The sequence below is a fragment of the Yersinia sp. 2540 StPb PI genome (assembly GCF_052217165.1).
GTDB lineage: Bacteria > Pseudomonadota > Gammaproteobacteria > Enterobacterales > Enterobacteriaceae > Yersinia > Yersinia enterocolitica_E.
In genome coordinates this window covers 2,769,375-2,788,564 of sequence record NZ_JAZGQC010000001.1, presented here as the reverse complement: position 1 = coordinate 2,788,564, position 19,190 = coordinate 2,769,375, and the positions used below count along the sequence as shown (strand labels likewise).

The window sequence follows — 19,190 nt, the reverse complement described above, 5'->3', positions numbered from 1 at the left end:
GAAGCTTAAGGCACGTCATAACCCAGTGCAGCACGACGAATGCGGAACCACTGCTGGCGCGTCATCGTCAAGGAGAGTGATGCCCATGCGGCTTTAACCCGCTCTATTTTGCCAGAGCCAATAATCGGCAGCGGTGCTGACGGCAAACGTAGCACCCAGGCATAAACCACTTGCTCAATGCTTGCTGCACCGATTTCGTCAGCTACCGCCTGCAACTCATCACGTAATGCCTGGTACTCCGGGTCGCTGAACAACCTACCGCCACCGAGACAAGACCATGCCATGGGTTTGATACGCAGTTGCTGGCAGGCATCGAGCGTACCATCGACAATAGCAGGCTGATGCAGCGGCGAAATCTCTACCTGATTCGTGACCAGCGAGAATGGCAGGCGTGATTGCAGTAAATTGAATTGCGCAGGAGTAAAGTTTGACACACCGAAATATTTTACTTTGCCGCTTTTGTGCAGTTGGGTGAAGGCTTCTGCCACCTCATCGGCATCCATCAACGGGTCCGGTCGGTGAATCAGCAGTAAATCAAGATAATCAGTGTGCAAATGGGCCAATGATTGCTCAGCACTTGCAATGATATGTGAACTATCCGTAATGTAGTGCCCCAACACATGTTCCGGTTTAGCCGTGGTGGCAATGCCACATTTACTCACCAGCTCCAGTTGGTCACGCAAGGACGGTTTAAGCCGTAAGGCCTGGCCAAATGCTTGTTCACACTGATAACCGCCGTAAATATCAGCATGATCCGCCGTAGTAATACCCAACTCAATGTGTTGCTCGATAAAAACCAACAACTGCTCAGGCGTCATGCCCCATTCCATCAGCCGCCAATAACCGCAAATCATACGTGAAAATTCAGGTCCAAGCGGAGCCAGTTGGCTACGTGTATCCATTATTAGCTACCTCATCTGTTTATCTACCTATAAGCATACACAACCGGCGGTAAGGTTAAATCCTCCCTGAACCATCAATTCAAGGTCAAACGGGGGCTTAGCGGTAAAATAGCCAGAAATGGTAAAGTTTAAGACCGATTAAGCGCGAATTAGAATAAGGAAGGTTGTTCTGGTAACGGCTCATCGACTTGTTTGTTACCACGCTGCAAGCGCAGTAGACGTTGGCGGCATAAACGCAATACATCCCGTTTCTGCGGGTCACTCATTTTCATCCAATTAAAGCGCTCATCCCTGCTACGCAGGCAGCCACGGCAAAAGCCACGGTCATCTGTTTGGCAGATGCCACGGCACGGACTGGGAATGTCGAAAAACTCAAGTTGCTGAGACACGCTGCCTCCTGCGGCTGATACCTTAATTGAAGACTGCTTCACCGCAGCTGGCAAGTCCAATTTGTTTACGGTTGTAAAAATCCGCTATCAGCGCCGAGGCGCGGCCCTTAACCGCTAAGGTTATCTTAAGTTTCATTCGATACCATTCAGGTAATTAGTGAACTGTAGGATTCCATTTTCACAATGAATGTTCGATATAAGTTACAGTGTAACAGTCTGAGTTTTATCCTGGCCAGTGCACTCTTTTTCACTCTGGGTCATAACGCACTGTTTATTGCGAAAGCCTGGTCGCTGATCCATTTTGACAGCAGTGACAGTTACTTCTTCGCCGCGACAATTCCGGTGGTGATATTTTGCGCACTGAACATCATATTTAGCCTGTTAGCTGTGCCCTTTCTGCATAAGCCAATCATTATTCTATTGCTGTTGGGCAGCGCGGCGGCAAACTATTTTATGTTTAGTTATGGTGCCGTCATTGACGCCAATATGATGCAAAATGCCTTTGAAACCAACTCACAAGAGGCGGCCGCTCTTTTCACTCCCCGTATGGCCCTATGGCTACTGGTGGCGGGTATTATTCCTGCGACCCTGGTCTGCTTTGCCCGTATTCGGGTCAGCCGCCCATGGTGGTATATGTTGGGGCTGCGCGCAGCAAATATTTTGATATCAGCAGTGATTATTCTGTTGGTTGCTGCCCTGTTTTATAAAGATTATGCATCGTTGATTCGTAATAATAAAAACATCGTTAAAATGTTAACCCCATCCAACTTTGTCAGTGGCAGTTTTCAATTCACTAAACACAAATATTTCACCCGTAATCTGCCACTGGTAACACTCGGTGAAGATGCCCATAAAGGCCCATTGATTAGTGGGCAACAAAAGAAAACGCTGGTCATTCTCGTGGTTGGTGAAACTGCCCGTGCAGAGAATTTCTCCTTGGGCGGTTATGGGCGAGAAACCAACCCGAGCCTAAAAAAACAAGATGTTACCTATTTCAGCAAAGCATCATCCTGCGGGACTGAAACTGCGGTGTCGGTACCTTGTATGTTCTCGAATATGGCGCGCAAAAATTATGATGCCACCCTCGCCAGTCATCAGGAGGGCTTAATGGATATTCTTGCCCACGCTGGCTTGAATGTCTTATGGCGCGAAAATGACGGGGGTTGTAAAGGTGCCTGCGATCGCATTCCACATCAGGATGTTACCCAATTGCAGCTCACCGCCGATTGCGAGAACGGGGTCTGTTTAGATAACGCATTATTGTATAAATTAGATAATTATATTAATGGGCTACAAGGTGACGGTGTCATTGTCTTACACCAAATGGGCAGCCACGGGCCGGCTTATTATCGCCGCTCAACCCCAGAGATTCGCCAGTTTTCCCCTACCTGTGATAGCAACCAAATTCAGGATTGCACCCCACAGGAATTGGTAAATACCTACGATAACTCTATTCTTTATACCGATGCGATGTTGGGTAACACCATTAAGTTATTGCAACAACACAATAATAACTTTAACACTGCGCTGGTCTATCTCTCTGATCACGGTGAGTCATTAGGCGAAAATGGTATGTATTTGCACGGTACCCCTTATATGTTCGCCCCAAGTCAGCAGACACATATACCATTTCTAATGTGGCTATCACCTGAATATACAAAAAACTATGGCATTGACCGTCAGTGCTTATCATCCAGTGCACAACATGATGAAATATCACAAGATAATCTGTTCCATACCTTATTGGGCATGATGAATATTCAAACCAGTGAATACCAATCAGAACTAGATTTACTACAGAAATGCCGAACCCAGGGCGAAAGAATCAGTCAAAAAAGTCCGTAAAGAGTTAATACCTGATAGTGAGTTTGATGCCAGCGTTTCCCTCCGCTGGCATTTTTTTCTTGACCTAGACCGATTGGTCTATTACGCTTTGCGACATGAACAAAATACAGCACACACACATAGACACCCGTGAACATCTGTTAGCAACCGGTGAGAGCCTTAGCCTGCGTCTTGGCTTTAATGGTATGGGTCTCAGCCTGTTACTGACCACGGCAGGCATACCGAAAGGCTCGTTTTATCACTATTTCCGTTCTAAGGAAGTTTTTGGTGAAGCGATGCTACAGCGTTATTTTGATCGTTACGACGCTGAAATGGAAAGCCTGCTCACCCATTCACAAGGTGATATGCGCCACCATTTGTTGCACTATTTTGCTCAAGCTATTGCTAACTATTGTGGCAGTGAATGCCACAATGCTTGTCTGGCGGTGAAACTATCAGCAGAGGTAAGTGACTTATCCGAACCTATGCGCCATGCATTGGATATCGGCACTGCCCGTGTGATTGGTCGGTTGCAAGATGCCATTGAAGCCGGTATTGCTGAAGGCTCGCTGCGCATTACGCTCTCACCGGCGGCAACCGCTGAAACACTGTATGCCTTGTGGCTCGGTGCTTCACTGCGGGCTAAAGTGAAACGATCGGTTGCTCCGCTGACCTGTGCGCTAGAAAGTATCGAACTGATTCTACAACCAACCCCATAATCCAATGATTCTGAAGCTAACACTTTTGTTTTTCAGAATTTACCCAGTTGCTAGTTGACTGGTCTATTAATATAGGACGCACCATGAAGACTGCTAAACTGTTCTCCCCTTTGAAAGTTGGCACGCTCACATTGCCAAACCGCGTATTTATGGCTCCGCTAACGCGCTTGCGCAGCATTGAGCCAGGTGATATTCCAACTCCTCTGATGGCTGAATATTACCGTCAACGGGCCAGCGCCGGTTTGATTATTACCGAAGCCACCCAGATTTCTTTCCAGGCGAAAGGCTATGCGGGTGCTCCAGGGTTACACACTCAGGAACAGTTAAACGCATGGAAAAAAATCACGCAGGCGGTGCATGAAGACGGTGGACATATTGCTGTACAGTTATGGCATGTCGGCCGTATCTCGCACAACAGTTTGCAGCCAGGTCAGCAAGCGCCGGTAGCACCTTCAGCCATTGCCGCGGATACCCGCACCACCGTGCGCGATGAAACGGGAGCCTGGGTACGCGTTCCCTGCTCCACCCCACGCGCCCTGGAAACAGAAGAGATCCCTGGCATCATTAATGATTTCCGCCAGGCAACAGCGAATGCCCGTGAAGCTGGCTTTGACTATATTGAATTGCATGCAGCCCACGGCTACCTGCTGCATCAATTTATGTCTCCGGCATCCAATCAACGTACCGACCAATACGGCGGTAGTATTGAAAACCGTACCCGTCTGACATTGGAAGTGGTTGATGCAACAGTAGCCGAATGGGGCGCTGAACATATTGGTATTCGTATTTCACCATTGGGGCCATTCAACGGCTTGGATAATGGCGAGGATCAGGGAGAGGCTGCGTTGTACCTCATTGACGAGTTGAACAAACGTCATATTGCTTATCTGCACATGTCAGAACCCGACTGGGCGGGTGGTAAGCCTTACTCCGACGCATTCCGTGATGCCGTGCGCGCCAAATTCAAAGGTGTGATTGTGGGTGCCGGTGCATACACGGCTGAAAAAGCTGAAGAGCTCATTGATAAAGGGTTTATTGATGCTGTCGCCTTTGGCCGTAGCTATATTTCTAACCCGGATCTGGTAACCCGCCTGCAGCAACAGGCTCCGTTGAATGAACCAGATGGTGATACCTTCTATGGCGGTGGCGCAAAAGGTTATACCGACTACCCAACTCTGTGATTCGCCCGTAGATTAAATCATTAAATAACAGTCAGTTAGATTAACCCTCTGACTGGCTGTTTTGTTTATGGCTACAGGTGAGATAACACAAAAAATGGCGCAATCGCCCCCACTACGGATGATGTAATACAACCCCCTATCGACTTGAGTATTTAGTGATTCATTTCGAATTCTTTGGAAACAAGATAAAGCCATTGATTTTGTAAAAAATGACGAGTAGAAACAGAGGAATACTTACAGGGAGGATAACATGGACAGTGCTATTATTGCTGTTTTAACCATCAGTGGAGTGATAGCTTTAGGGGCTATGTCTCCAGGGCCGAGTTTCATCCTTGTTGCGCGAACGGCAATGTCATCCTCACTTAAAAATGCTTTAGCCGTTGCTTTAGGCATGGGCACCGGGTGTGCATTCTTTGCCTTGGTCGCTCTGCTTGGTTTGCAATCTTTGCTACTCACCGTACCTTGGCTATATATGTCACTTAAAATTGGCGGCGGTTTTTATCTCATTTATTTAGCCTTTAAAATGTTTTTCGCGCCTAAAAAAGCAATAAAATTTGAACCCGAGGTTGGCGGACAAACAAGTCTGTCTCGTTCATTTTATATCGGGCTTATTACACAAATTAGTAATCCTAATACAGCACTGGTTTTTGGCGGCATATTTGCCGCAATCCTTACTCAGAATATCGTGGGCTGGATGTATATTGTGTTACCTGTTCTGGCATTCTTGATTGACCTCATTTGGTACGCAATCGTCGCTTGTGTCCTGTCCGCCCCGGTACCAAGAAACTATTATATGCGTTTCAAAATATATTTTGACCGTATTGGTGGTTTGGTCATGGCGCTGCTAGGCATCAAACTGATATTTCAGAAGTGACGGTCCTCCCCGATACTCAACTATAAATTAACAGATTGTTTTTTAATGACATTATTTAACATGCAGATGATTAACCACAAGAACGCATAGCGGGAGAGTCGATTAAATTGATCTTCATATCATGGCAAAAAACACGATACTACCCGCAATAACACTCAATACGCCTACTGTGATTAATATACGTATCCATTTAGCACCGTAGCTTAAAGAATAGATTGCTTCAACCACGAAGAGTATTATCGAAAATAAAAAAGAAAATAGGCTTACCAATAAATTAAATAAAGCTTCTGCTATCGCTACAACTAAAGAGTCCATTTAATGATTCATCCATAAGAATAATATCCATAAAATTCCTACGACTAACCATGGGATAATACAGATATTTTACCGAATCAGAATAGTGTACTGACATAATGTCACAAAAAAAGTCAATTTATTCCCCCCTTTCCAGGGACAATCCCGCCATAATGATAACCAAATATCAGAAGAGTCATGGTAGTGAGCGGGATGATATTACTATATGATTATATATCAGTTTTGATTTATAATGATTTTAAAACTTTAAACTGTTGATTATAAAGAGGTATTATGAAGCGCTTACTCCATACCATGATCCGCGTTGGTGACCTGCAACGCTCTATCGATTTTTACACCAAGGTATTAGGGATGCGTTTACTGCGTACCAGCGAAAACACGGAGTATAAATACTCGCTGGCTTTCGTCGGTTATAGCGATGAAAGTGAAGGTTCAGTGATTGAACTGACCTATAACTGGGACGTGAGCAGTTACGACATGGGGACTGCATTTGGTCACCTGGCGCTGGGCGTGGATGATGTTGCCGCTACCTGCGATCAAATTCGTCAGGCTGGTGGGAATGTGACCCGTGAAGCCGGCCCGGTAAAAGGCGGTAATACTATTATTGCTTTTGTCGAAGATCCCGACGGTTACAAAATCGAGTTAATCGAGAATAAGAGCGCCGGACACGGCCTTGGCAACTGATTAGCGCAAAGGCACCTAAGGTGCCTTTTTTCTCATCGCGATATCCCCCTGCATCCCGCGCTAAAATTTGACATAATGCGCGCTGAATTCGATGAAGATAAGAAACTGATGGCAGATAAAAGTGATCTTAACGCCCTAAGTGGCCGTTTTCGTGGGTATTACCCCGTTGTAATTGATGTGGAAACCGCCGGTTTTAATGCGCAAACCGATGCATTATTAGAAATTGCTGCCGTGACCTTGCAGATGAACAAGGATGGTTGGTTATTACCCGATGAAACGCTGCATTTCCATGTAGAACCCTTTGAGGGTGCCAATCTGCAACCAGAAGCACTGGCATTTAATGGCATTGACCCGACCAACCCTTTGCGTGGTGCTGTGAGTGAATACGATGCTTTGCATGCCATCTTTAAAGCCGTGCGTAAAGGGCTGAAAGATCAAGGCTGTAACCGAGCTATTATCGTGGCACACAACGCCAATTTTGATCACAGCTTCGTGATGGCTGCTGCTGAACGCGCCAGTTTGAAACGTAACCCGTTCCACCCATTTGCAACCTTTGATACTGCGGCGCTCAGTGGGCTGGTGCTAGGGCAAACTGTGCTGGCGAAAGCCTGCCTGACGGCAGGTATTCCGTTTGATAGTAGTCAGGCGCACTCCGCATTGTATGACACCATGCAAACGGCAAAATTATTCTGTGAACTGGTTAACCGCTGGAAAAAACTGGGTGGCTGGCCTATACCGGCGGGGGAATCCGAATAGCGCAGTGTTCATGAGAGAAGATTGTTCATGAGAGAAGACGCAACAATTTTACGTTCAAAAAAAGGTGGCTCAAAGGCCACCTTTTTATTTTTGTCACCGAAAACACACATACCCTATTCTGCGGCAGGCTTTTCTTCTTGTGCACGGTATTTGTCAGCGGTTTCTTTCAACAACTGTTGTAGTTCGCCACGCTGATACATTTCCATCAGAATGTCACAACCGCCGACCAATTCACCATCAACCCACAATTGTGGGAAGGTTGGCCAGTTAGCATATTTTGGCAGTTCCGCACGAATATCCGGGTTTTGCAGGATATCAACATAAGCAAAGCGTTCGCCACAGGCAGACAGCGCCTGCACAGCCTGAGCCGAGAAACCGCAGTTAGGTAACTTTGGTGAACCCTTCATATAAAGCAGGATTGGGTTTTCTGCTATCTGGCGCTGGATTTTATCAATCGTCGTCATTTCTTGCTTCCTCAAGCCATATAGTGGCTACAATACTTAGAACCTATCCATTAGGGCTGTTTTATTATTGCGTCCGGCCTATTGTAGCGACTGTTACCACTGGAATAAAACGCCATCTTTTGCAGGGGCTTTACTCCGTGGACGAATGGTTATATTGTCAGCTACAAATATGTGCATTTAGAATAACATTTTTGATCCCATCACTTCACTATTATCTTCTTTATGGGATTGCCCTGCGGCTTCAAGTAGGAAAGAGATAACTCGTTGACGTATGGTTGATTTAAGTCCATTAGACGTGTGAAAAAGCGACAATATCTAAGCCATTAATGTTTTCTCACAATATCGATTAAGATCCTGTCGCTCTCTGCTTTTTTATATCGTGAGTTTCGGCAATACTGTGACTCTTCATATTCATCTCAGGGCAAGGTTGGTAGCGTTATTATGCGTTTAATATTTACGCTGTTTGTGCTGCTGTTTACCCAGCTATTTTTAAATCTGGCGCATGCGTCGCCGCAGGCTCATGTGTCTGCTGAGCAGAAGAAAGGACAGGTCAGCCAGGCCAGCCCTGATGATCGTAAAAAACGTAAAGCAGATAAAAGTACCAAAAAAGTAAAAGTAGCCAGCAATAAAACCCCTACCAACAAAGTGACTACCAATAAAACAGCAACCAGCAGCGATAAAAAGAAAATTGCCGCCGGCACGACTAAAACCATTAAAAAGAAAACGCAGGAAGTCAGTAAAATCGCTACAAAAAAAACCAGCAATCCGAAAAAAACCAATATTAAAACTGCAGCCAATAAAAAAGTGGCCGCAGGTAAAAAAACAGAAAAAGTCGCTTATGGCCGACACAGAAATAAAAGCCAAGGCAAAGCGGCTACCGAATTAGTCGCCAATAGTAAAATCAAGCTCAGTCCAGCGCATAAAAAACGCTATCAACACGCCAAACAGACCGCGATGAGCAAACTGATGAAGCAAGTCGGTAAACCTTATCGTTGGGGTGGCACCTCTCCTAATACCGGATTTGATTGCAGCGGGCTTATCTATTACGCCTATAAAGACGTGATCAGAATAAAAATGCCGCGTACCGCGAACGAGATGTATCACTTGCGTGACGCCGCCCCCGTCAAACGCGCTGAGCTGGAGAGTGGGGATTTAGTGTTCTTCAATATTGCCAACCGTGGCGTCGCCGACCATGTAGGCGTCTATCTGGGTAACGGTAAGTTCATTCAGTCCCCACGCACTGGCGAAGAAATTCGTATCAGTATGCTGGACAATGACTACTGGCAGGATCATTACGTTGGCGCACGCCGTGTGGTCACCCCGAAAACCATCCGCTAAGACTTCAGTCTGCGCCCGGTGGTCTCACCGGGTGCTGATGGCACAATAACGCCCCTGCACTTATTATCCCCATGGCATAACGTTGATACAATCACCCATCAAACAGTGTGGTTATATCTGTCATTCTTGTTGAAAGTTGTTAAGATTAATACCCACAACAAAAATACAACAATTAAGCTTTAACCGCTCTTCGCCACCTCACTGCCCGTGGCAATTGATGTGATTTGAGGAGCAAACACCCTGAGCAACCCCGAAAGGAGAGAGCTATGTCTTTTGAATTACCGGCATTACCCTATGCGCAAAATGCGCTAGAGCCCCACATCTCAGCTGAAACGCTGGAATACCACTACGGCAAGCATCACAACACCTATGTGGTTAATCTCAATAACTTGATTAAAGACACTGAGTTTGCGGGTAAGACGCTGGAAGAGATTGTAAAAACCTCTAATGGCGGGATCTTTAATAATGCGGCCCAAGTCTGGAACCACACCTTCTACTGGCACTGCCTGTCACCTAACGGCGGCGGCGAACCTACGGGCAAAGTTGCCGATGCCATTAATCAATCATTTGGTTCTTTTGCTGAATTTAAAGCGCAATTTACTGATGCGGCAGTAAAAAACTTTGGTGCGGGCTGGACCTGGCTGGTTAAAAAAGCAGATGGCACACTGGCGATTGTCAGTACGTCTAATGCAGCAACTCCACTGACCACCAACGATAAACCGGTGTTAACCGTAGATGTGTGGGAACATGCTTACTATATTGATTACCGCAATGCGCGGCCAAAATACCTGGAAAACTTCTGGGCACTGGTTAACTGGTCTTTCGTTGAGAAAAATTTAGCCTGATACGGCAAGAAGAGTGACAATCCATCGTCGCATTACGCGTAAAAATAATTAAGGGCGGGGTTAACCCGCCCTACTTATCACTTCACACCGGCAAGCGGTTTAATTAATTCATTACCGCCACGAAGCTAAAGACAATAATCATCGCCAGCGCACCAACAGTCGTAATCAGCGACATTTTCAGATTGGTATCCATAAAAACTCCTTAGCCGGTTAGTTTGTAGTAGAGAAAAGGCACATAGTTAGTGTGTTAAATTATTTTCCCACAGTTCAGAAAAAAAATCTTGTGCTCATTACGCACTTTATAACTTTGATTACCCCTTTCACTTTTCCTCCAGATCAGCCAAAATTCGCAGTTCATAACTGCATACCGACTAATAACGTCCAATAAATACTCTCAGACAATCAGCTGATTTAACTTCCCAGCCTAATATCGTGTTTTTGTCTGAGCGGTTTTCGGGTTATGCAGGCAAACGATTAACATAATACTTACCCTACTGTAACCGGTAAGCTTAGGAGTCATTCTTTTTATGGCAACGATTAAAGATGTGGCCAAACACGCGGGTGTGTCCACCACCACCGTTTCGCACGTTATCAACAAAACTCGTTTCGTCGCCGAGAATACCAAGGCTGCGGTGTGGGCTGCCATTAAAGAACTGCATTATTCACCCAGCGCTGTAGCCCGCAGTTTGAAAGTTAATCACACTAAATCAATTGGTTTACTGGCAACATCCAGCGAAGCGCCCTATTTTGCCGAAGTGATCGAAGCGGTCGAAAATAGTTGTTATAGCAAAGGTTATACCCTGATTTTATGTAATTCTCATAATAATCTGGACAAGCAAAAAGCTTATCTGGCGATGTTGGCACAAAAACGTGTCGATGGGTTGCTGGTGATGTGTTCAGAATATCCTGAGCAGCTACTCGGGATGTTGGAAGAATATCGCAATATCCCAATGGTCGTCATGGATTGGGGAACCGCTCGGGGTGATTTTACTGACTCGATTATTGATAACGCCTTTGAAGGTGGCTATTTGGCGGGCCGTTACCTGATTGAGCGCGGTCATCGTGACATTGGGGCTATCCCCGGCCAGTTAGCCCGTAATACCGGTGGTGGCCGCCACCATGGGTTCCTGAAAGCACTAGAAGAAGCAAATATTACCCTGCGTGATGAGTGGGTAGTCCAAGGGGATTTTGAACCGGAATCCGGTTATAAAGCGATGCATCAAATCCTGACACAAAAACATCGCCCAACGGCGGTGTTCTGTGGCGGCGATATTATGGCCATGGGCGCGATATGTGCTGCTGATGAGTTGGGCCTACGGGTACCACAAGATATTTCGGTGATCGGGTATGATAATGTGCGTAATGCGCGCTATTTCTCGCCGGCGCTAACCACTATTCACCAGCCCAAAGAGCGCCTGGGCGAAACGGCCTTTGCCATGTTACTTGACCGTATTGTCAGCAAACGTGAAGATTCGCAGACCATTGAGGTACACCCTAAACTGATTGAGCGTCGTTCTGTCGCTGATGGTCCGTTCCTCGATTATCGCCGTTAATCCTCTCCTGCCGGTAGTGTTTAGCTCTACCGGCGGCTAATCTTGCCTCATTAATTCTCAGTCATTGATTGATAACTCACTGTCATCTTTCAACCATTCGGCATTAAGTGTGACACTGTCACCTAGATATTCCAGCAGCCAGGCCAATGCTGGTGAATGGTTGTTCTGCTCCCAGGTCAAGCAACATGGACTATCGGGCAACGGTTCAGCCAGCGTCAGTGCCGCTAGCTTCCCTTGCTCAATCAACGGCGATACCATGTGTGCCGGCACCATCCCGATGCACAATCCTGCACACAAGCAATCGATTCCCGTTGCCCAGTCCGGGGCGACCAATCGCTGCTGGTTTGCTAAAGTCCAGGTGTCACGTTTAGGTAAATTACGAGCGGTATCTTCCAGGCAAAGTGAGGGATAAGGCCGTAACTGATTATCGCTAAGTGGCTCGGTTAATTGGGCTAAAGGATGATCGACACTCACTACACAATGCCAGCTTAAAAAGCCCATGTCGCGAAAGATGAACCGCCCACCAACCGGGATCGCGCGGGTCGCACCAATGGCCATTTCCGCCTGTCCATCCACCAGCGCATCCCACACACCGTTGAATACTTCATAGCGTACCCGCAGTTCAATATCAGGAAAATGTCGATAAAAATCCAACACTAAGCGGCGACTACGCTGTGGTTTAACAATTTTATCTATCACTATATTTAACTGCCCACGCCAACCATTCGCCACCTGTTGACACTGACGGCGTGTGTCATTCATTTTTTTGATAACATCGCGCGCATCTTTAATAAAAACCACGCCAGCTTCGGTTAATTCCACATCGCGATGACGTCGTTCAAACAGCGGAACGGCCAGCCACTCTTCCAATTGGCGCACCGTATAACTAATCGCAGACGGTACGCGGTGCAATTCTTGAGCAGCAGCACTGAAACTCCCAGTACGGGCTACTGCGTCCACCACATCCAGTGAATATTCAGACCACATGATTTTTCACCTTTTTACATCACTAATTTGCTATCAAATTTTTTAACAGCATGGTGCAAATATTACCGTTTCACAACAGAATATCGCAGCGGATAGAATGCCCTCCGCAATTAATTTTCTATAACAGAAGTTTTGCCTGCAAAAATTATAATTTAGCCAACGTCATTGGAGCCGCTGCTAACACCTCTGCGGTTTCAAGGACCAAGGATATAAAGAGAAATAAAGAATGAAAACGTCGTCTGGTTTTATGTTCTATCTGGCCGGTCTGAGTATGTTGGGCTATTTGGCCACTGACATGTATCTGCCCGCTTTTGGCGCAATGCAACAAGAGCTTCAAACGTCTGCCGGCGCCATCAGTGCCAGCTTAAGTATCTTCCTCGCCGGTTTTGCTATCGCTCAGCTTATCTGGGGACCCGTATCGGATAAGTTAGGCCGTAAACCGGTACTGTTAGCCGGTTTGGCGTTATTTGCCATCGGTTGTCTGGGGATCTTATGGGTTGAAAATGCGACACAATTATTGGTCCTCCGCTTTATTCAGGCGGTAGGGGTGTGTTCTGCTGCTGTAAGTTGGCAGGCGTTAGTGGTAGACCGTTATCGCGATGGCAAGGCCAATCGCGTGTTTGCCACCATTATGCCGCTCGTAGCACTCTCTCCCGCGTTAGCTCCGCTGCTGGGTGCCTGGTTATTAAACCACTTCAGTTGGCGTTCAATTTTTGTAGTGCTACTGGCCGTTACGTTGCTGCTATTGATCCCAACGGCGCGGTTGAACGAACGCAAAAAAACCGCACAAGATAATGCGGCACGCAATAGCACCAACATCAGTTTCTGGCAGTTGCTTAAGTCGGCAACATTCAGTGGCAACGTAATGATGTTTGCTGCCTGTAGTGCCGGTTTCTTTGCCTGGTTAACCGGTTCACCTTTTATTCTGGGTGATATGGGCTATAGCCCGAATGTCATCGGATTAAGTTATGTCCCCCAGACCCTGGCCTTCCTGTTAGGTGGATTTGGTTGTCGCAGTGCTCTTTCCCGGATCAAGGGCAATACCTTGCTGCCGTGGCTGTTGGCGGGATATGCAATCAGCATGATTGCACTTTATCTGATAGCAACGTTAACCACGCCGACGCTGCTGACCTTACTTATTCCATTCTGCATAATGGCGCTGGTGAATGGTGCCTGCTACCCTATTATCGTAGCGAATGCATTAATGCCTTTTCCAGCGAACACCGGTAAAGCAGCCGCGCTACAAAATACGCTTCAGCTCGGGTTATGTTTTGTTGCCAGTATGTTGGTATCGGCCTATATCAGCCAGCCATTGCTGGCAACAGTGACCGTGATGTTGTCGACCGTGGTGCTGGCGTTTTTAGGATATGGCATTCATTGCTACGCATTGCGAAAAGAAAAAAATGATACTAATTCGATGCCCAACGTCATCGGTGTCACAGCAAAGCAACAAGCGAATGAACCACGATGAGCCTGGATAAGGAATGATTCGGGTCGGAAATCGATTTGAACGCTGCAAGCGGCGGCCTGATAGAGGCAAGACCCAAGGATGGGCTAAGTAACGAGAGTCGCTAACACAGCGGTAGCGTCAAGGTCGGAGTGAATTAATTTCCAATAGAAATAGTCACTAAGGAACACGTGAGCCGGGTGTGATTTATTATTGAGAAAGCCTCCCGGCAAGCCTATACTCGATTTAACCGATTACGATATCATTAAAAAAAAGCATTATCTTAAGTACTTTCTGTGCGCGTGGATTGCGTCACATTTACGCTTATGGATGAGTTACCCTAAATCAATCTTTATTAGGGTTTCTTCTTAATCTTCCTCTGTCCGTTATGGATATTAGACACCAAGGTCACGACAACCTTATTGGTATGTATCTGCATGTATCGCGGGTCATAAGTCAGAAGAAAGTGATGGAGAAGCTATGAGTTCATCCTGTATAGAAGACCAGAGTATTCAAGAAACCCCTTGGTTTCGCATTGTACAAGAAATGCTGAATCGGGCTGATATTGAAATCAATGGCTCACGCCCTTTCGACATTCGAGTCAATAACCCAGACTTTTTCAAACGAATACTTCAAGAAGGATCTTTGGCATTAGGTGAGAGTTATATGGACGGCTGGTGGGAATGTGACCGCTTGGATATCTTTTTCCAACGGGTTCTCAGGGCTGGCCTGGAAAATCAACTTCCACACCATCTCAAAGATACTTTACGCATTGCTGCTGCGCGTATTATTAATTTGCAATCAAAGAAAAGAGCCTGGATTGTTGGCAAAGAACATTACGATCTGGGTAATGATCTGTTTAGCCTAATGCTGGATTCGAATATGCAATACTCATGCGCTTACTGGAAAGATGCCACGACCCTTGAGCAAGCGCAGGAAAATAAACTGCGGATGATCTGCGAAAAACTTCAATTGGCTCCGGGCATGACATTGCTCGATATCGGTTGTGGCTGGGGGGGCCTCGCCGCCTATGCCGCCCGGCATTACGGGGTCGTCGTTTCCGGTGTGACCATTTCGGCTGAACAACAAAAACTGGCACAAAAACGCTGTGAAGGCTTAGACGTCACTATTTTATTGCAAGACTACCGTGATCTGAACGAACAGTTCGATCGTATCGTTTCTGTCGGTATGTTCGAGCATGTCGGGCCAAAGAACTATCACACCTATTTTGATGTCGTAAACCGCAATTTGAAGCCAGATGGCCTGTTCTTACTGCACACCATCGGTGCTAATCGTACCGATCTGAGTATCGATCCGTGGATTAATAAATATATCTTCCCTAATGGCTGCCTGCCGTCAGTAAAACATATTGCTAACGCCAGTGAGCCTTATTTTATTATGGAAGATTGGCACAATTTTGGCGCTGATTATGATCGCACCCTGATGGCGTGGTATGAACGTTTTCAAACCGCTTGGCCGAGCCTGGCTGCGAATTACTCGTCACGATTTGAGCGGATGTTTAGCTATTATCTCAATGCCTGTGCGGGTGCTTTCCGCGCCAGAGACATCCAACTGTGGCAAGTATTATTCAGCCCTAACGGGGTCGAGGGTGGGATTCGCGTGCCGCGTTAATACTTAAAAAGGACAGGTGAACTGCCTGTCCTATCCTATCCTATTTACGTTAAACCCACATTTATCCGCGAGTGACCTTATCAACTACCGGCGTAGCGGATACAGTTTCCCGCTGAGCCAATACCCGCTCAACCGTGTCCACCACCGCCTGGGTTTGTGGATCGATCTCGATATTTACCCGATGTCCCAAACGCTTTTTACCTAATGTGGTCCGCGACAGTGTTTCTGGTATCAGATGTACACAGAAGCGGTTCCTCTCAACCTCACCAATAGTTAGGCTGATACCATCAATACCGATAAAACCTTTGTGTAACACATACTTCATTAAATCAAAGCTGGGCATACGAAACCAGATCTGGCGATTATTTTCTGATGTGTATATTTTGGTAATCTCAGCAGTACAAATAATATGGCCGGACATGAGATGTCCACCGATTTCATCACTGAATTTAGCCGCACGTTCCAAATTAACGCTATCACCAACCTTAATATCGCCCAAATTGGTAATACGCAGTGTCTCCTTCATTAAATCAAAGCTAACCCGATTACCCTCAACGGCGGTGACTGTCAGACAGCAACCATTGTGGGCAACAGAAGCGCCTAACGCTAATTCAGGCAACATCTCCGCTGGCATGTCGACTACATGGGTGCGGAAATTTGATTTTTCTTCGATGGCAACCACCGGCGCGGTGCCTTGAACAATACCGGTAAACATACGCCATGCCTCTTATCTATAGAAAGAAAGTTTCTTTGCCTTGATTTTGCCTCAGAAGATAAGGAAAACCAAACCACTTACACTAAAAAAACAGATAAGAGGTATTTAGCTGATAATTAGTAACAAAGATTGCTTAAGCGCGATGAGCAGGTACAATCCTTTATTGTTTTTCCGCTATTTTATTTATCGCCCATGGCGCGATAAATAGTCGTTATTGAAATCATAACTAGGTTATACCCAAGTTACTTCGAGATACAGGTAGGCGGCAACCGCGTGAACCTCCAGCAGCTTAGATAACTAAGTGTCTGGAGTGAGCAAGGGCAGCCAACACCCCTGTATATTGAAGGGCGACAGGTAGAGAAAGGTGCATACGTGCAGAAGTATATCGTCGAAGCGCGTAGCTTATTGGCTCTCGCTATTCCCGTTGTCATCGCGCAATTATCTCAAACCGCCATGGGCGTGGTTGACACCATTATGGCCGGTTCTGTCAGTGCTACTGATATGGCTGCCGTGGCGGTAGGTACTTCTATCTGGTTACCGGCTATTTTATTTGGCCATGGTTTGTTGTTGGCACTAACCCCGACAGTTGCACAGCTCAACGGTTCCGGGCGTCGCAATCAAATTGCCCATCAAGTCAGGCAAGGGTTTTGGTTGGCGCTTTGCGTTTCACTGCTAATTATGTTTGTTCTATATAATAGCGACCACGTTATTATGCAAATGCATAATATTGACCCCGTGCTAGCAGATAAAGCCGTTGGCTTCCTGCATGCCATTATGTGGGGTGCGCCGGGCTATCTCTTCTTCCAGGTGCTACGTAATCAATGTGAAGGTTTATCCAAAACCAAGCCGGGGATGGTTATCGGCTTTATTGGTTTGCTCGTGAATATTCCGGTTAACTATATTTTCATCTACGGGAAATTCGGTGCTCCGGCATTGGGTGGCGTCGGGTGCGGGGTGGCAACAGGCACAGTCTACTGGGTGATGTTCCTGATGATGCGCTGGTATGTCACCCGCGCTCGTTCACAGCAAGATATCAAACTGGAGAAAGGGTTCGCCGCACCGGACTGGCAAGTAATGAAACGCTTGGGTGGCCTTGGCCTGCCGGTTGCTCTGGCACTCTTCTTTGAAGTGACGCTGTTCGCGGTTGTCGCCTTACTGGTTTCGCCCCTGGGCATTGTCGCTGTTGCCGGGCACCAAATTGCGCTCAACTTTAGTTCATTAATGTTTATGTTACCGATGTCGCTGAGCGTAGCAGCTACCATTCGTGTTGGTTTCCGCCTCGGTCAAGGCTCGGTAGAACAAGCGAGAGTGGCCGCTTATACCAGTATTGCCGTGGGTTTAATGCTGGCCTGTGTCACTGCGGTATTTACCGTTATTTTCCGCGAGCATATTGCCTTGCTGTACAACAAAACACCGGCAGTGGTAATGATGGCCTCGCACTTGATGTTGCTGGCCGCTATTTACCAGCTATCGGATGCGATTCAAGTGATCGGTAGCGGTGTGCTACGTGGTTATAAGGATACACGTTCGATCTTCTTTATTACCTTTACTGCCTATTGGTTACTGGGGTTACCGAGTGGTTACGTGCTGGGGCTGACCGATTATATCGTGCCCGCCATGGGGCCAAGTGGTTTCTGGATTGGGTTCGTTATTGGCTTAACTTCTGCGGCGATTTTAATGGCACTGCGCATCCGCTGGTTACAAAAACAACCAGCAGCATTTATCCTGCAAAAGGCGGCGCATTAGTACCGATAGTCTCTGGCGTGACGGGCAGAATTCATATTGGCGAGTCGCGACTGCGTAAAACACCGAGGTGGAGAAAAAAACAGCGCAATGGGCAAAAGCGCAGCAATTACGTGAGTTTGCGGTGAATATTGTGTTTTTCCCCTTGCCAGCAGACGGGCAGCTCGTTAATATTCGTCCCCGCTGTCAGCATTGATGGTGAGTAATAAAAGAGGATGCGTCCGTAGCTCAGTTGGTTAGAGCACCACCTTGACATGGTGGGGGTCGATGGTTCGAGTCCATTCGGACGCACCAAATTTATTGCATGTAGCTTGCGTTAAATATTTTGTTAGTTCAGTCGCCAGGGTAGTAGTCGTTGCAGTTGGTAACACTGTAGCGTCAAGTCAGTCGGGTAATGTGCGTCCGTAGCTCAGTTGGTTAGAGCACCACCTTGACATGGTGGGGGTCGATGGTTCGAGTCCATTCGGACGCACCACTCTGGCAACAGGTTTATCATCTTTAGATGCGTTCTTAGCTCAGTTGGTTAGAGCACCACCTTGACATGGTGGGGGTCGATGGTTCGAGTCCATTAGAACGCACCACTCTGCATTTGCGGTTTACTCTCTGTTTTCTTAATTTTCCCAATACTCTTTTACCCCCCTATCTCCTGCAATATATAACCGAGATAAAGCAATAAATATCAACCAATCGCCCTGCCACCTCCTGCTTGTTTTTCAACCCTGGATTGGCTAAAAATGTTAAAAATCACACCAGTTGCGCAACAAACTAAGAAATATTCGCAATACTTGCGCGACTAATTCCCCCTTTTTATAAAAAACGGCA

Annotated in this window: 18 protein-coding genes and 3 tRNA genes; 15 read left to right on the top strand and 6 right to left on the bottom strand. The window is 46.7% G+C overall.

The features are described from left to right. Positions 1 to 5: 5 nt before the first annotated feature. Positions 6 to 902 carry an aldo/keto reductase gene (locus V1956_RS12740; protein ID WP_442825187.1) on the bottom strand — a complete coding sequence of 299 codons (897 nt, stop codon included), beginning with the start codon at positions 900 to 902 and terminating at the stop codon, positions 6 to 8. Positions 903 to 1,051: 149 nt separating this feature from the next. Further along, positions 1,052 to 1,291: a DUF1289 domain-containing protein gene (locus V1956_RS12735; RefSeq protein WP_372559112.1), complete on the bottom strand. Its 240-nt coding sequence runs from the start codon at positions 1,289 to 1,291 to the stop codon at positions 1,052 to 1,054. A 183-nt stretch (positions 1,292 to 1,474) separates the two neighbouring features. On the opposite strand from V1956_RS12735, the gene eptA reads away from it, so the two are divergent. The 6 genes from eptA to rnt all read left to right on the top strand — a co-directional run bounded on the left by eptA (position 1,475) and on the right by rnt (position 7,644). Then, entirely contained in the window at positions 1,475 to 3,136 is a 1,662-nt protein-coding gene (eptA, locus tag V1956_RS12730) for a phosphoethanolamine transferase EptA (RefSeq protein ID WP_442825186.1), read from the top strand. 95 nt (positions 3,137 to 3,231) lie between these two features. Further along, positions 3,232 to 3,834 carry a TetR/AcrR family transcriptional regulator gene (locus V1956_RS12725; RefSeq protein ID WP_083158741.1) on the top strand — a complete coding sequence of 201 codons (603 nt, stop codon included), beginning with the start codon at positions 3,232 to 3,234 and terminating at the stop codon, positions 3,832 to 3,834. An 83-nt stretch (positions 3,835 to 3,917) separates the two neighbouring features. Further along, positions 3,918 to 5,015 carry an alkene reductase gene (locus V1956_RS12720; RefSeq protein WP_442825185.1) on the top strand — a complete coding sequence of 366 codons (1,098 nt, stop codon included), beginning with the start codon at positions 3,918 to 3,920 and terminating at the stop codon, positions 5,013 to 5,015. Positions 5,016 to 5,265: 250 nt separating this feature from the next. Beyond that, a complete protein-coding gene (locus V1956_RS12715; protein ID WP_372559114.1) occupies positions 5,266 to 5,889 on the top strand; it encodes a LysE family translocator in 624 nt (207 codons plus the stop codon). A 588-nt stretch (positions 5,890 to 6,477) separates the two neighbouring features. Then, entirely contained in the window at positions 6,478 to 6,888 is a 411-nt protein-coding gene (gene gloA / locus V1956_RS12710; protein WP_420071993.1) for a lactoylglutathione lyase, read from the top strand. Positions 6,889 to 6,963: 75 nt separating this feature from the next. Then, the gene (gene rnt, locus V1956_RS12705) at positions 6,964 to 7,644 is read left to right on the top strand and encodes a ribonuclease T (RefSeq protein ID WP_193784653.1); all 681 of its coding nucleotides are present in this window, start codon (positions 6,964 to 6,966) and stop codon (positions 7,642 to 7,644) included. A gap of 113 nt (positions 7,645 to 7,757) precedes the next feature. On the opposite strand, the gene V1956_RS12700 is transcribed toward rnt, so the two are convergent. Then, positions 7,758 to 8,108 carry a Grx4 family monothiol glutaredoxin gene (locus tag V1956_RS12700; protein WP_083158738.1) on the bottom strand — a complete coding sequence of 117 codons (351 nt, stop codon included), beginning with the start codon at positions 8,106 to 8,108 and terminating at the stop codon, positions 7,758 to 7,760. 441 nt (positions 8,109 to 8,549) lie between these two features. Here V1956_RS12700 and V1956_RS12695 point away from each other — a divergent pair, with 441 nt between their 5' ends. Beyond that, a complete protein-coding gene (locus V1956_RS12695) occupies positions 8,550 to 9,446 on the top strand; it encodes a C40 family peptidase (protein WP_442825184.1) in 897 nt (298 codons plus the stop codon). 266 nt (positions 9,447 to 9,712) lie between these two features. Then, positions 9,713 to 10,291, top strand: a complete 579-nt coding sequence (gene sodB / locus V1956_RS12690) for a superoxide dismutase [Fe] (RefSeq protein WP_372559117.1) — start codon at positions 9,713 to 9,715, stop codon at positions 10,289 to 10,291. 103 nt (positions 10,292 to 10,394) lie between these two features. On the opposite strand, the gene cydH is transcribed toward sodB, so the two are convergent. Further along, entirely contained in the window at positions 10,395 to 10,484 is a 90-nt protein-coding gene (cydH, locus tag V1956_RS12685; protein ID WP_019079325.1) for a cytochrome bd-I oxidase subunit CydH, read from the bottom strand. A gap of 334 nt (positions 10,485 to 10,818) precedes the next feature. Here cydH and purR point away from each other — a divergent pair, with 334 nt between their 5' ends. Next, entirely contained in the window at positions 10,819 to 11,844 is a 1,026-nt protein-coding gene (gene purR / locus V1956_RS12680) for an HTH-type transcriptional repressor PurR (RefSeq protein WP_442825183.1), read from the top strand. Between the two features lie 57 nt (positions 11,845 to 11,901). Here purR and punR read toward each other — a convergent pair whose 3' ends face one another. Continuing rightward, positions 11,902 to 12,831, bottom strand: coding sequence for a DNA-binding transcriptional activator PunR (gene punR / locus V1956_RS12675; RefSeq protein ID WP_372559118.1), 930 nt, complete (start codon positions 12,829 to 12,831; stop codon positions 11,902 to 11,904). A gap of 226 nt (positions 12,832 to 13,057) precedes the next feature. Here punR and punC point away from each other — a divergent pair, with 226 nt between their 5' ends. Then, complete coding sequence (gene punC, locus V1956_RS12670) at positions 13,058 to 14,302, top strand: purine nucleoside transporter PunC (protein ID WP_420074599.1); 1,245 nt, start codon at positions 13,058 to 13,060, stop codon at positions 14,300 to 14,302. Positions 14,303 to 14,758: 456 nt separating this feature from the next. Next, entirely contained in the window at positions 14,759 to 15,910 is a 1,152-nt protein-coding gene (gene cfa / locus V1956_RS12665) for a cyclopropane fatty acyl phospholipid synthase (RefSeq protein WP_420074600.1), read from the top strand. Positions 15,911 to 15,971: 61 nt separating this feature from the next. Here cfa and V1956_RS12660 read toward each other — a convergent pair whose 3' ends face one another. Further along, a complete protein-coding gene (locus V1956_RS12660; protein ID WP_420074601.1) occupies positions 15,972 to 16,625 on the bottom strand; it encodes a riboflavin synthase subunit alpha in 654 nt (217 codons plus the stop codon). Positions 16,626 to 16,997: 372 nt separating this feature from the next. On the opposite strand from V1956_RS12660, the gene V1956_RS12655 reads away from it, so the two are divergent. From V1956_RS12655 to V1956_RS12640, 4 genes are all read left to right on the top strand, one after another. Continuing rightward, entirely contained in the window at positions 16,998 to 18,371 is a 1,374-nt protein-coding gene (locus tag V1956_RS12655) for an MATE family efflux transporter (protein ID WP_372559122.1), read from the top strand. Between the two features lie 214 nt (positions 18,372 to 18,585). After that, positions 18,586 to 18,662, top strand: a tRNA-Val gene (locus V1956_RS12650). A gap of 104 nt (positions 18,663 to 18,766) precedes the next feature. Beyond that, positions 18,767 to 18,843, top strand: a tRNA-Val gene (locus V1956_RS12645). A gap of 29 nt (positions 18,844 to 18,872) precedes the next feature. Further along, positions 18,873 to 18,949 (top strand) — tRNA-Val (locus V1956_RS12640). Positions 18,950 to 19,190: the final 241 nt, after the last annotated feature.

Excerpts from the sequence above, each read along its gene's own strand:
- sodB (WP_372559117.1), top strand. The coding sequence starts at position 9,713 with ATGTCTTTTGAATTACCGGCATTACCCTATGCGCAAAATGCGCTAGAG.
- V1956_RS12725 (WP_083158741.1), top strand. The coding sequence starts at position 3,232 with ATGAACAAAATACAGCACACACACATAGACACCCGTGAACATCTGTTA.
- V1956_RS12740 (WP_442825187.1), bottom strand. The coding sequence starts at position 902 with ATGGATACACGTAGCCAACTGGCTCCGCTTGGACCTGAATTTTCACGT.
- purR (WP_442825183.1), top strand. The coding sequence starts at position 10,819 with ATGGCAACGATTAAAGATGTGGCCAAACACGCGGGTGTGTCCACCACC.
- V1956_RS12695 (WP_442825184.1), top strand. The coding sequence starts at position 8,550 with ATGCGTTTAATATTTACGCTGTTTGTGCTGCTGTTTACCCAGCTATTT.
- punR (WP_372559118.1), bottom strand. The coding sequence starts at position 12,831 with ATGTGGTCTGAATATTCACTGGATGTGGTGGACGCAGTAGCCCGTACT.
- eptA (WP_442825186.1), top strand. The coding sequence starts at position 1,475 with ATGAATGTTCGATATAAGTTACAGTGTAACAGTCTGAGTTTTATCCTG.
- V1956_RS12660 (WP_420074601.1), bottom strand. The coding sequence starts at position 16,625 with ATGTTTACCGGTATTGTTCAAGGCACCGCGCCGGTGGTTGCCATCGAA.
- punC (WP_420074599.1), top strand. The coding sequence starts at position 13,058 with ATGAAAACGTCGTCTGGTTTTATGTTCTATCTGGCCGGTCTGAGTATG.
- V1956_RS12720 (WP_442825185.1), top strand. The coding sequence starts at position 3,918 with ATGAAGACTGCTAAACTGTTCTCCCCTTTGAAAGTTGGCACGCTCACA.
- rnt (WP_193784653.1), top strand. The coding sequence starts at position 6,964 with ATGCGCGCTGAATTCGATGAAGATAAGAAACTGATGGCAGATAAAAGT.
- V1956_RS12700 (WP_083158738.1), bottom strand. The coding sequence starts at position 8,108 with ATGACGACGATTGATAAAATCCAGCGCCAGATAGCAGAAAACCCAATC.
- cydH (WP_019079325.1), bottom strand. The coding sequence starts at position 10,484 with ATGGATACCAATCTGAAAATGTCGCTGATTACGACTGTTGGTGCGCTG.
- gloA (WP_420071993.1), top strand. The coding sequence starts at position 6,478 with ATGAAGCGCTTACTCCATACCATGATCCGCGTTGGTGACCTGCAACGC.
- V1956_RS12715 (WP_372559114.1), top strand. The coding sequence starts at position 5,266 with ATGGACAGTGCTATTATTGCTGTTTTAACCATCAGTGGAGTGATAGCT.
- cfa (WP_420074600.1), top strand. The coding sequence starts at position 14,759 with ATGAGTTCATCCTGTATAGAAGACCAGAGTATTCAAGAAACCCCTTGG.